This window comes from Chelatococcus albus (genome assembly GCF_030067675.1).
In the GTDB taxonomy this organism is placed as follows: Bacteria; Pseudomonadota; Alphaproteobacteria; order Rhizobiales; family Beijerinckiaceae; genus Chelatococcus_A; species Chelatococcus_A albus.
Window position 1 is genome coordinate 1 of sequence record NZ_JASJEV010000024.1, and the last position, 11,658, is coordinate 11,658.

General features: G+C 67.6%; 9 protein-coding genes and 1 pseudogene. 3 read left to right on the forward strand and 7 right to left on the reverse strand.

Annotation, left to right across the window (positions count from 1 at the left end):
* Positions 1–939: HlyD family secretion protein (locus QNA08_RS18735; RefSeq protein ID WP_283742252.1), on the reverse strand; the 939-nt coding region annotated here is incomplete at its 3' end.
* Positions 940–1,572: 633 nt separating this feature from the next.
* Between QNA08_RS18735 and QNA08_RS18740 the strand changes: the two genes are divergently transcribed.
* A complete protein-coding gene (locus tag QNA08_RS18740) occupies positions 1,573–2,220 on the forward strand; it encodes a TetR/AcrR family transcriptional regulator (RefSeq protein ID WP_283742260.1) in 648 nt (215 codons plus the stop codon).
* A gap of 7 nt (positions 2,221–2,227) precedes the next feature.
* Here QNA08_RS18740 and QNA08_RS18745 read toward each other — a convergent pair whose 3' ends face one another.
* The 5 genes from QNA08_RS18745 to QNA08_RS18765 form a co-directional block, all read right to left on the reverse strand.
* Complete coding sequence (locus tag QNA08_RS18745; RefSeq protein ID WP_283742253.1) at positions 2,228–2,914, reverse strand: Crp/Fnr family transcriptional regulator; 687 nt, start codon at positions 2,912–2,914, stop codon at positions 2,228–2,230.
* A 310-nt stretch (positions 2,915–3,224) separates the two neighbouring features.
* Positions 3,225–4,382, reverse strand: coding sequence for a DegT/DnrJ/EryC1/StrS family aminotransferase (locus QNA08_RS18750; RefSeq protein ID WP_283742254.1), 1,158 nt, complete (start codon positions 4,380–4,382; stop codon positions 3,225–3,227).
* A complete protein-coding gene (locus tag QNA08_RS18755) occupies positions 4,382–5,998 on the reverse strand; it encodes a Gfo/Idh/MocA family oxidoreductase (protein ID WP_283742255.1) in 1,617 nt (538 codons plus the stop codon). Before QNA08_RS18755 ends, QNA08_RS18750 begins: the two co-directional genes overlap by 1 nt.
* A gap of 33 nt (positions 5,999–6,031) precedes the next feature.
* Positions 6,032–7,414: a nucleotide sugar dehydrogenase gene (locus tag QNA08_RS18760; protein WP_283742256.1), complete on the reverse strand. Its 1,383-nt coding sequence runs from the start codon at positions 7,412–7,414 to the stop codon at positions 6,032–6,034.
* Positions 7,415–7,706: 292 nt separating this feature from the next.
* Entirely contained in the window at positions 7,707–8,399 is a 693-nt protein-coding gene (locus QNA08_RS18765) for an aquaporin (RefSeq protein ID WP_283742257.1), read from the reverse strand.
* 154 nt (positions 8,400–8,553) lie between these two features.
* On the opposite strand from QNA08_RS18765, the gene QNA08_RS18770 reads away from it, so the two are divergent.
* Both QNA08_RS18770 and QNA08_RS18775 read left to right on the forward strand, forming a co-directional pair.
* Positions 8,554–9,075, forward strand: a complete 522-nt coding sequence (locus QNA08_RS18770) for a DinB family protein (RefSeq protein WP_283742258.1) — start codon at positions 8,554–8,556, stop codon at positions 9,073–9,075.
* 362 nt (positions 9,076–9,437) lie between these two features.
* On the forward strand, positions 9,438–11,315 hold the full coding sequence (locus QNA08_RS18775) for an ABC-F family ATP-binding cassette domain-containing protein (RefSeq protein WP_283742259.1): 1,878 nt from the start codon (positions 9,438–9,440) through the stop codon (positions 11,313–11,315).
* 229 nt (positions 11,316–11,544) lie between these two features.
* Here the strand turns inward: QNA08_RS18775 and QNA08_RS18780 are convergent.
* Positions 11,545–11,658: pseudogene (locus QNA08_RS18780) on the reverse strand (TCP-1/cpn60 chaperonin family protein); the annotation flags it as partial.

Genomic DNA, 11,658 nt, shown 5'->3' on the forward strand with positions numbered 1-11,658 from the left:
TCGACAACCCGTTCGGCCCGAGGTTGTCACCCATGTCTTAGGTACGTTCTGCAACCCATGTGTCCGGGTTGGACAGCTGAAGACGGCGCCGGAGGCCGGAGACAGGCTCTCGACCCTGCCCTCGAACCTGCGGCCAGGATAGGCGTCCACCTCCATCTCGACTGTCTGTCCCGGGCGGATGCGCTTCAGCTGCGTCTCCTTGAAGTTCGCGTCCACGTAGACGGCATCGAGCGGCACAAGGGCGGCAAGCCGCTGGCCAGGCTGCACGAGCTGGCCGACCTCCACCGCCTTGTTGCCAATCACGCCGTCGATCGGCGCGCGCACGACGGTAAAGGAAAGATCGCGCTCGGCCCTGGCGAGCTCGGTGCGATCCTGCGCGAGCACCCGCTCCGCCTCCAGGCGCTGGGCATCCAGCACGGAGACATTCGCCTCCGCTGCGACGATCGCGGCCTCAGCACTCTGCGCGGCTGCATTCGCCCGATCGCGGTCGGTGCGCGCCTTGTCGAGAGCCTGCTGACTGGCGAAATTGCTCCGGGCGAGCTTTGTCTGGCGGTCGAACTCGAGGGAGGCCCTCTCCCGCTCGGCCTGCGCCGACGCGAGCTGGGCCCTGGCCTGATCAACCGCAGCAGCCGCGGCCTTCGCCTGCTCGCCGATGCGCCCGATGCTCGCCTCTTGGGTAGCGATGCGGTCGCTCGCCGCCCGGACGGCGAGCGCATAGTCGCCGTCGTCGATCGGCGCGATGACATCGCCGGCCTTGACCGGCTGGTTGTTGGCGACCTCGACGCTCGTCACGTAGCCGGACACCTTGGCTGCCAACAGCGTCATGTCCGCCCGCACGTAGGCGTCGTCCGTCGAGACCTGGAAACGCCCGACGCTCCACCAGCGCAAGCCCTGGACGCCGCCAACGGCGAGCGCCGCCAGGGCGACGCCCGCGAGCACGAGACGCTTGCTTGAACGCCGCGGTGAGACGGAGCCGTGTGTGTGAGAAGGGGCCGGTTCCTGCTCCGGAATCGACGGCGCGTTACGCCCCGGAGCAGGCCCCTCCTGCGCCGGGGCGCGCAGCTGCGTTGCCGCATGCGGCCCAGCCGCGGGGTGCGGGTCCGTCGCAGCCCCCTGGGACGCGCCGCCTTCAAACGCCATGCGGTCATCGCGCCTGTCCATTCTGCCTGCTCCCGGCATGCCATCCTCCTTGGAGGCCGAACGGTTCGGCCGAGCTTCGATCGACCGAACCGTTCAGTCATCAACAAGGGTGATGCGGCTCACTCCGCATCTCTCGAAACGGCTGTCACGTATCATTGACTGAACGGTTCGGTCAATATAGACAGCATGCAAGTGGCAAGGATCTGCCTGGTGCGGCATTGCAGGCACTGACCGTCGGTCCGCAGCTTCAGGGCGCGGAAGCTGCACGAAGGATCCGGCAGACCTGTGAATGCCCGGGCCGGTTCTTGCGGCAGCGGAGCCGGCTTTGCCGGAAGCCGGAAGGCCGCGGGGAAGGTATTGTCCTGACTGGGGGGCGCAGGTTCCGATTCGAGGAGTGCAGCCGGCGCTTCCGGGGAGTGTGTTGTGAGCAACATGGCAAAGGTGGCGGATGCTGGCCGCGAGGCGGCGGCCTCATCCGCCGACGGGGCAAAGCGCCGGCAGATCCTGGAAGGGGCGCGCCAGGTCTTCAGGGCCGAGGGGTTCGACGGCGCCAGCATGGGTGAGATCGCCCGGACGGCCGGCGTGTCGAAGGGCACGCTCTACGTCTATTTCGACAGCAAGGAGGCCCTGTTCGAAGCACTCGTCACCGAAGACCGGAGAGAGGCGGCGGAGCGGCTCTTCCAGCTCGACGCCAATAATCCCGACGTGCGCGGCGCCCTCCTCCACCTCGGCAGCAGCCTCATCGCCATGATGGCGCGCCCGGAGCACATCTCCATCCTGCGCATGGTGATGGGAGCCGCCGAAAAATTCCCGCGCATCGGCCGCGCCTTCTACGAGGCAGGGCCGTGCCACGGGCGCGCCCGGCTCGGAGCCTATCTCGCCGCGCAGCACGCCACTGGCCGTGTGAACGTGCCTGATCCGGAACTGGCCGCCGTGCAGTTCCTCAACCTGTGCAAGGGCGATTTCCTGACGGCGCACATGTTCGGCGTCGGCGAGCCGATCACGCCGGACGCCGCGGAGCGCGTCGTGACGAGTGCCGTCGATGTCTTCTTCGCGGCCTATGGCCCGAAGACCGGGTGAGTGCGCCTCACCCGTCCTCGCGCAAGGCTTCGGCCACGCGGGATTCGAGCACCTGCGGCTTCTTGAGGACGAGCGCCCCGCGCGTGCGCTCGACGAGCCCCTCGGAGGTCAGGACCGTGAACTCACGCGTCACCTGTTCGCGCCGGCAGCCGATACGGGCGGCGAGGACGTGATGGTAGGGCGGCGGCGTGACGACACGCTCCCCGTCGTGGCCCGCGCGCGGCACCGACAGGCGCAGCAATTCGGCATAGAGCCGATGCCGCAGGTCGAGCACCGAGTGCTCCATCAGGCGAGCGTTGAGCTCGCGCACGCGGGCGGCAAGCAGACGCAGGAGCCGATCGCCCACAACCTGGGAAGCGAAGACGAGCTCGCGGAACACGGCCGAGGGTACGATGCACGCCTCGCCACGCGTCAGCGCGGTGACATTGGCCGACCGGCCGACCCCGTCGATCGCGGCGAGTTCGCCGAAGAACTGGCCGCCGCGCATCTCGCCGAGGATCACCTCCTTGCCCGACTGGGTGCGCACGAGAATGCGCACGTCGCCGGACAGGATGAAATAGACGTCGGTCGATGCGTCTTCGAAGTCGACGAGGATCTCATCCGTATCGAACCGCCGCCAATTGCAACGCGCTTCGAACGGCGCCAGATCGATGCCGGCGTCCTTGAAGAACGGAATGCGTGCGAGCGACGCCATGAGCGAATCCCCCCGGCGGGCCGACGCCGCCGGAGAACGATCGTCGGCGGCGCGAAATCAGCCCATATAGTCAAGAGCTTGTGGCCAGGCATACATCCGCGCGCCAGAACAGCCCGCGACAGCCGAACCAAGAGCCGCCCGCATGGTTCTGCGGCCGGCCTCCGGGGTCAAGCATCATGCGCGGCGAGGCGGGAGGGATCGCCGGTCGCAGTCTGACCGCGAGATGTCGATGCGGCCACGGTCCCCTTCTCTTGGCCACCGCCAAGCCTTGCGGAAGACGGCGACGGGCGTGGCCCGTCGCCGTCCCGCATCACTCCGCGGCGACGCGTGTTCCACCGGCCAGCGCCTTCTCGACGCTGGCGATGATGCGATCCTGCACCTCTTCCGTGAGATAGGGGTGCATCGGCAGGCTGATCACCTCGGCGGCAAGGCGTTCGGCCACCGGCAGGCCGTTGCCGGCGATGGGGAAGGCCTTGTAGGCGGTCTGCTGATGCAAGGGCTTCGGGTAGTAGATCGCCGTGGGCACCCCCTCCGCCTTCAGCGCCGCGGCGAAGGCGCCCCGGTCGATCCCTTGCAGGCGCAGCGTGTACTGGGCCCACACGGATGTCAGGCCCTCCGGCACGTGCGGCACCAGCGCATGGGCTCCGAGCCGCTCGTTGTAGCGTCTGGCGATACGGTCGCGCTTCTCGATCTCGTCGGCGAAGACCTTGAGCTTCTCGATGAGCACGGCCGCCTGCACCGTGTCGAGGCGACCGTTCATGCCGATGCGAACGTTGTCATACTTGTCGGAACCCTGCCCGTGCACGCGCAGCGAACGCATGACGGCGGCGAGTTCGGCATCGTTGGTGAAGACTGCCCCGCCGTCGCCGTAGCAGCCGAGCGGCTTCGCCGGAAAGAAGCTCGTGGTCGTGGCGAGGCCGATGGTGCCGACCTTGCGGCCCTTGTAGGTCGCGCCGAAGCTCTGGGCCGCGTCGCACATCACCCACATGCCCTCGCGCGCGGCAATCGGCTCGATGGCATCGTAGTCGGCGGGCTGACCGAAGAGATCGACCGGCACCACCACTTTCGGCGTCAGGCCCTTATCCTTCGCGCCCTTGATGGCCGCCTCGAGGCTCGCCGGATCGAGATTGAAGGTGTCCGGCAGGACATCGACGAAGACCGGCGTCGCGCCGACCCACGCCACGACCTCCGCCGTCGCGGCAAAGGTGAAGCTCGGGCAGAAGACCGCATCACCCGGCTTGACGCCCTTCGCCATCAGCACCAGGGCCAGCGCGTCGGTGCCGTTGGCGCAGGAGACAACGTGCTCTGCACCGCAGAAGGCGGCGAGATCGGCCTCGACCTGCTTGACCTCCGGCCCCATGATGTAGCCGCCGTGATCGACGACGCGCAGGATCGCCTCGTCGACGGACTTGCCGAGACGACGGCGCTGCGCCGCCAAATCGATGAACGCAATGGGCTCGGACGTCATCAAGCAATCTCCTCGAGTAGACCCTGGTCGGTTTCGCGATAGCGGGCGCCGGTCTCGGGGCAGATGAGATCCGGACCAAGACGCGCCCCGGCCCTGCTCATCCAGCCGATGCGCCGCGCCGGCACGCCGGCCATGAGCGCGAAGGCCGGCACGTCGTTGGTCACAACGGCGCCGGCGGCGATGAAGGAATATTCGCCGAGCGTGTGACCGCAGACGATCGTCGCATTCGCGCCGATGGTCGCGCCGCGCTTCACCAGCGTCTGGCGATATTCCGATTTGCGCACGATCTCGGCGCGCGGGTTGTTGACATTCGTGAAGACGCAGGACGGGCCGCAGAAGACGCCGTCCTCCAGCGTCACGCCTTCGTAGACCGAGACGTTGTTCTGGATCTTCACATTGTCGCCAATGACCACCTTCGGCCCGATGACGACGTTCTGACCGATGTTGACCTTCCGGCCGATGCGCACGTCGCCCAGGATGTGGCTGAAGTGCCAGATCCTGGAGCCTTCGCCGATGTCGACGCCGGCGTCGACATAGGCCGATTCATGAATGATCGCGCCCGGATAGTCCCTGGCCACGCGGGGGGTGGCAGGGACGGCTGCCGCCGCACCATTCGCCGACTTGCGCAGCGCCTCGCTGGCACGGGCGAGCACGCTAAGCACGCGCAGCCCCTCCCGGCCGTCCGTGCGGGGCGTCGCGCCGGTGCGCACGCAATCGAGGAAATGCAGGCATTCCTGCTTCAGGGGCTCGTCCTGCGCGACCGTGACAGGCACCGCGTCGGCCTTGGACGGGACCGGCATGTTGTCCCGCCACTCCACCTTGTGCGGGTAGAGGAGAAGCTTGCGCTCCCAGGCCTCGCCGTCGTCGAAGACGGCCATGGCGTCCGAGCCGACGACGACGAGCTTCTGCTCCTTGAAGGGGTGCAGCCATGACACGAAGACATGCGCGCGCTCGCCACCCGGGAAGGCGAGATGCGTCGTCGTCACGTCCGCGATCGACTGGTGCAGGTAGTAGCCGCCCACGGCCTCGACCGTCTCGGGCTCGCTGCCGACGAGCGACAGGATCATCGACAGGTCGTGCGGCGCGAAGGACCACAGGATGTCTTCCTCGCGGCGGATCTTTCCGAGATTGAGCCTGTTGGAATAGACGTACTGCAGGCGGCCGAGCCTCCCGTCGCGCACGAGCTTCTTCAGCTCAAGGAAGACAGGGTGGTACTGCAAGAGATGTCCGACCATGAGGCGTCGGTCGAGCCGCTCGGCAAGCGCGCACAGGGCCTTCGCCTCCGCCACCTCCAGCGACAGCGGTTTCTCGACGAAGACGTGCTTGCCTGCCTCCAGGGCCCGTTTCGCGAGGGTGTAGTGCAGCGCCGCGGGCGCCGCGATGGCGACCGCATCGATCTTGGGATCCGCGAGCGCTGCCTCGAAGGTCAGCGCGCGCCCCCCGTGCTTGGCAAGCAGCGCTTCGACGGTCGGCGCATGCGCGTCCACGAGCGCCTCGAGCGCGCCCAGCTCGGCGAAGTTGCGGACGAGGTTCTTGCCCCAATAGCCGCATCCGACGACGGCGACGCGCACGTCGCGCGCGGACGGATCGGCAGAGACGTTGCCGGTGTTCGTCATGATTGTTCCGTTCGCTCGCAAGGGGGCGCGGCCTCAGGCCTTGACGACGGTGCTGGCTGCAACGCCGGCCTTTGCGCAGGCGTTGCGCGTGTCGATCACGAGGCGCGCGTGGCGCACCACGTGCGCGTAATCGACCGTGTCGTGATCGGTGGCAATCAGCACCGCGTCATAGCCGGCGAGCGTTTCCGCATCGAGCGACACCGACTTGCGGTTGGCGAGAGCAGCGTGCTCGCGCGTCATCGGGATCACCGGAATGAAGGGGTCGTGGTAGTCGGTAGCGGCACCGCGCTCCTCGATCAGCTCGATGAGCTTGAGCGAGGGGCTTTCGCGCATGTCGTCCACGTTCTTCTTGTAGGCGACGCCCAGGACGAGGATGCGCGCACCGTTGAGACCACGACGCGCATGCCGGTCGAGCGCCTCGGCGAGCCGGTCGACGACGAAGCGCGGCATCGCCGTGTTGATCTGGCCGGCGAGCTCGATGAACCGCGTGGTGATGTCGTACTCGCGCGCCTTCCACGTGAGGTAGAAGGGATCGATCGGGATGCAGTGGCCGCCGAGGCCCGGTCCCGGATAGAAGGGCATGAAGCCGAAGGGCTTGGTCTTGGCGGCGTCGATCACCTCCCACACGTCGATGCCCATGGCGCCGTAGACGACCTTGAGCTCGTTGACGAGGGCGATGTTGACGGCCCGGAAGATGTTCTCCGTGAGCTTCACCGCCTCGGCGGTCGCCGGAGAAGACACCGGAACAGTCTTGACGACGAGCTGGGCATAGAGCGTTTCGGCCAGCGCGAGCGCGTCCGGCCCGTCACCACCCACCACCTTCGGAATGGTCGAGGTGCCGAAGTCGGGATTGCCGGGGTCCTCGCGCTCGGGAGAAAAGGCGAGGAAGAAATCCACGCCGCTCTTGAGGCCCGTTTCCTCGAAGATCGGCCGCAGCACCTCGGCAGTGGTTCCAGGATAGGTCGTCGATTCCAGGACGACGAGCTGGCCCGGCCGCAAACGCCCCGCGATGGCCTTCGCGGTGCTGACGACGAAGGACAGGTCCGGCTCGCGATATTTGGTCAGGGGCGTCGGCACGCAGATGAGTACCGCGTCGGCCTCCGCCAGCCGGTCGAAATCGGTCGTCGCCACGAACCGTTCCGCCGCGACGGCCTCGGCCACAGCCGCATGCGGGATGTGCTTGATGAAACTCTCGCCGCGGTTGATCTGCGCGACGCGGGGCGCGTCAATGTCGAAGCCGAGGACCGAAAACCCCGTCTTCACGGCGGTGAGGGCAAGCGGGATGCCCACATAGCCCAGTCCAATGACGCCGAGTGTCGCTCGGCGCTCGGCGAGCGCCGCACGAAGTGCCGCGACATCGGTCGGGGCAGGCGCAGTGACGGGACGGGCTCTTCCGGTTGTCGCGGCGATGTTCATGCTTGTCCGTCAGCCTTGTTGACCCGCGAGGCGGCAACCAGCGGCATCATGCTACCGCCTCCGCCCGATCGTGGGTGGTTGGATAAGGGTTTCTGCAGTCGGCCGTTTGTGACCAAGATCATCACCATGTCAAGCTGACGGCAACGCAGATCGGCTTGATGGCAATGCTCAACGGTCGTTCTGCGACTCTCAATCAGCGGCTCTCAATCAAAGGACAGCAAAGGAAAGGAAGCCTCCCGGAGGCATATTGCCGCCTCTCCCGAGGTTGGTCAGCCTTCGCTGGCCGGTCCTCTCAGGCCTCAAGCGTCTTCGACTTGAACAGGAGCCCGGCGCAGATCCCGGCGAGGGCCGGAATGACGATGAACAACCATAGCTGGGCCAAGGCCTTGCCTCCGACGAAGACCGCCGGGCCGAGCGAGCGCGCGGGGTTCACCGACAGGCCGGTGACGTTGATGAAGGGAAGATGCAGGACGGCGAGAGTGAGACCGATGGCGAGGCCGGCCACGGGCGTCGTACCGGCGGGCGACGTGGCTCCGAGGATGACCACCGCGAAGAGGAACGTGGCGACGAATTCTGCGACGATGGCTGACGCAACACCATAGTTGCCGAGATAGCCCTCTCCCCAGCCGTTCTGGCCAAGGCCCGCCGTCGCGACGTCGTAGCCTCCCGCCCTGCCCGACAGAACGAACAGGAGGATGCCGGCGCCGACCAGGGCCCCGAGGCACTGGGCGACGATGTAGCCCGGCAGGTCGGACGTCGCCATGCGCCCCGACGCCCACACGGCAAGCGTGACGGCGGGATTGACATGACACCCGGAGACCGGCCCGATGCCGTAGGCCATCGCCGTTACCGCGAGGCCGAAGGCGAGCGCCACGGGCAGAACGCCGAGCGGGAAAGCGGAACCATATCCACCGATCGCCACCGCGCCGCATCCGATGATCACCAACGCGGCAGTACCGAGAAATTCTGCGAGATATTTCTTCATGACCCGCCCCCATCAGCGAGGGCCCGGCGCCACCCCGCGCACGGGATGAGCGTGATCGAAGCGATCATCAACTCTCATGCGCCGGAACCGACGAAATCCCTTATAAGGCAAGACCTGCGAGTCGCAGAGCATTCTACCGTTCGACGGGGCCGCAATGACGCAGCGTTACAGAACCTTCGCCGCCTATAATGCCTGGGCAAATGCGCGCATCTACGACGCCTGCGCCTCGCTGAGCGACGGCGACTACCGCGCCGATCGCGGCGCCTTCTTCAAGTCCGTGCATGGCACGCTGAACCATATCCTCGTCGCCGACAGGATCTGGATGAGGCGCTTCATCGGCAGTGGCGAGGCCCCCAACCGCCTCGACGCCATCCTGCACGACGACCTGACCTCCCTGCGCGCGGCGCGCGCCGCCGAAGATGCACGGATCGTCGCCTTCGTCGAAAGCCTCTCGCAGGCCGCCCTTAATGCGAGCTTCCGCTACCGCACGATCACCAACCCGACCGAGATCGAGCAGCCCCTGTCGTCTGCCCTCGACCACTTCTTCAATCACCAGACGCACCATCGCGGCCAGGTGCATTGCCTGCTGACGGCCATCACCGGGCAGGCGCCCGCGCTCGACCTCATACTGTTCCAGCGCGAACAGGGGCTGGTGAGCAGCCGGTCGCTCGCCTGAAGCGTCGAGCCGCGGCCCGCTTGCCGCCGGCCGGACCGCTCCAGGTCAGGCGGCCGCGGCGCCGATCGCCAGCAGGATGCCGACGATGAGGGCGAGCACGGCCATCAGAAAGGCGACGAGGGAGAACTGAGCCGAATCCATACGCGTGCCCCGAATCAGGGACTTTTCCACATCTTGTCCACAGATGGCTTCAGGTCCCGGAGCGGCGGCATCACGGCCGGATTGCGGCGATGTCGGGGCCGCGCGACGACGCCACAATTGCAGCGCCGATGCGACCCGCCGGGACAACGGACCGGCCGTGCGATCGCGGGCGGCTTGGCGCCGGCACTTGCCCCAGGCCCGCGAGCTTGCGACAAGCGCGCATGCTTCACGTCAACGACCTGACCTATCGCCTTGGTGCGAGACTCCTTTTTGACCAGGCGACAGTGGCCCTGCCGGCCGGAGCACGCGTCGGCTTCGTCGGACGCAACGGCGCGGGCAAGACGACGCTCTTTCGCATTCTCCAGGGGGAGCTCGCGCCGGAAAGCGGCGGCGTCTCCCTGCCGAAGAACGTGCGCATTGGCGCTGTCGCACAGGAGGCGCCCGGAGGGCCCGAGCGGCTCATCGACGTCGTGCTGGCCGCGGACAGGGAGCGGACGGCCCTGATGCGCGAGGCCGAGACCACGCACGACCCGCTGCGCCGAGCCGAGATCGAGACCCGCCTCGTCGACATCGGCGCCCATGCGGCGCCGGCCCGTGCGGCCGCGATCCTGCACGGCCTCGGTTTCAACGCCGAGGCGCAGGAGCGGCCCTGCTCGGCCTTCTCCGGCGGCTGGCGAATGCGCGTGGCGCTGGCGGCCGTGCTCTTCGCCGAGCCCGACCTGCTCCTCCTCGACGAGCCGACCAACTATCTCGACCTCGAGGGCACGCTCTGGCTCTACGACTATCTGGCACGCTACCCCCACACGGTGCTCGTGATCAGCCACGATCGTGAGCTTCTCGACACCTGCGTCGACCACATCCTGCATCTCGACCAGGCGAAGCTCACGCTCTACCGTGGCGGCTACACCTCCTTCGACCGCCAGCGGCGCGAGCAACAGGCGCTGCAGGCCAAGGCGCGCATGAAGCAGGAGGCCGAGCGCAAGCACCTCATGGCCTTCGTCGAGCGCTTCCGCGCCAAGGCATCGAAGGCGCGGCAGGCGCAATCGCGCCTGAAGCGCCTCGAGAAGATGGAGCCGATTGCCGCCTTCGCCGAAAGTGCCGTCCTGCCCTTCGACCTGCCGGGCCCGACACGCCCCCTCTCCCCGCCCATCGTCGCGATGGAGGGCGCTGCCGTCGGCTACGGCGAACGGATCGTGCTCGACCGGCTCGACCTGACGCTCGCCCCGGACGACCGCGTCGCGCTTCTCGGGCCCAACGGCAACGGCAAGTCCACCTTCGCCAAGCTCCTTTCGGGTCGCCTGCCTGCGGTCAAGGGAGAGGTGCGGCGCTCCTCCAAGCTCGACGTCGCCTATTTCGCCCAGCATCAGCTCGACGAGCTTCGGCCCGGCGAAACACCGGCCCAGCACGTGGCGGCGCTCATGCCGGGGGCACCCGAGGCGAAGATCCGCGCGCGGGCCGCGCGCATGGGCTTTTCCGGCCCCAGGGCGGACACGCCGGTGTCCTCCCTCTCGGGCGGCGAGAAGGCACGCCTCCTGCTCGGGCTCGCGGCCTTCGGCGGGCCGCATCTCTTGATCCTCGACGAGCCTACGAACCACCTCGACATCGACAGCCGGCAGATGCTGATCGAGGCGATCAACGACTATCCGGGCGCCATCGTGCTCGTCAGCCACGACCGCTTTCTCGTCGAGGCCTGCGCCGACCGGCTCTGGCTGGTCGCCGACGGCACGGTGAAGCCCTTCGACGGCGATCTCGACGACTACAAGCGCCGCGTGCTCGGCGGCGAGGCGAGCGAGCCGCGCGGCCAAACAGCTTCGGGCAATGGCGGCCAGCAGGCCGACCGGCGTCGCGCCGCGGCCCAGATGCGCGTTGCGCTGGCGCCGCTCAAGAAGCGCCTCGAGGCACTGGAGGCGCGCATGCACAAGCTCACCGCCGCGATCGCCAAGGTGGACACGGCACTGGCCGCGCCTGACGCCTTCCAGAAGAACCCCGCCAAGGCTGCGGAGCTCGCCAAGATGCGTGCCGATGCGGCGGAGGCGCTCGCCAAGGCCGAGGAGGAATGGCTCGTCGTGTCGGCCGAAGTTGAAGCCGCGAGCGGCTGAGGGCTTGCCGCCGCGGACGACCTCGCCAGACCGCCGAATGAAAACCGCGGCGCCCGAAAGGCGCCGCGATCCATGGCACCTTCCGATTCAGCTGAATCGGAAGGTGCCTTCATCATTGTCAGATTAGACCACTTTCTCCGCCGAAGCGGCGTCCGCTTCGGCGGAGAACGGTCCAAGGGAATACGCCGATCCCGTTCGAGCGGGATCGGCTGCAAGACGGCCTACCTCGTCAGTAGTCCATCCCCGTGCCGGGGGCCGGCACCGGCGACTGCTTCTTGGGGAGCTCCGCCACCATGGCCTCGGTGGTGATGAGCAGGCCGGCGACGGAGGCCGCGTCCTGCAG

Coding starts and splice junctions, on each gene's coding strand:
- QNA08_RS18740 (WP_283742260.1), top strand. CDS start 1,573: ATGGCAAAGGTGGCGGATGCTGGCCGCGAGGCGGCGGCCTCATCCGCC.
- QNA08_RS18745 (WP_283742253.1), bottom strand. CDS start 2,914: ATGGCGTCGCTCGCACGCATTCCGTTCTTCAAGGACGCCGGCATCGAT.
- QNA08_RS18750 (WP_283742254.1), bottom strand. CDS start 4,382: ATGACGTCCGAGCCCATTGCGTTCATCGATTTGGCGGCGCAGCGCCGT.
- QNA08_RS18755 (WP_283742255.1), bottom strand. CDS start 5,998: ATGACGAACACCGGCAACGTCTCTGCCGATCCGTCCGCGCGCGACGTG.
- QNA08_RS18760 (WP_283742256.1), bottom strand. CDS start 7,414: ATGAACATCGCCGCGACAACCGGAAGAGCCCGTCCCGTCACTGCGCCT.
- QNA08_RS18765 (WP_283742257.1), bottom strand. CDS start 8,399: ATGAAGAAATATCTCGCAGAATTTCTCGGTACTGCCGCGTTGGTGATC.
- QNA08_RS18770 (WP_283742258.1), top strand. CDS start 8,554: ATGACGCAGCGTTACAGAACCTTCGCCGCCTATAATGCCTGGGCAAAT.
- QNA08_RS18775 (WP_283742259.1), top strand. CDS start 9,438: ATGCTTCACGTCAACGACCTGACCTATCGCCTTGGTGCGAGACTCCTT.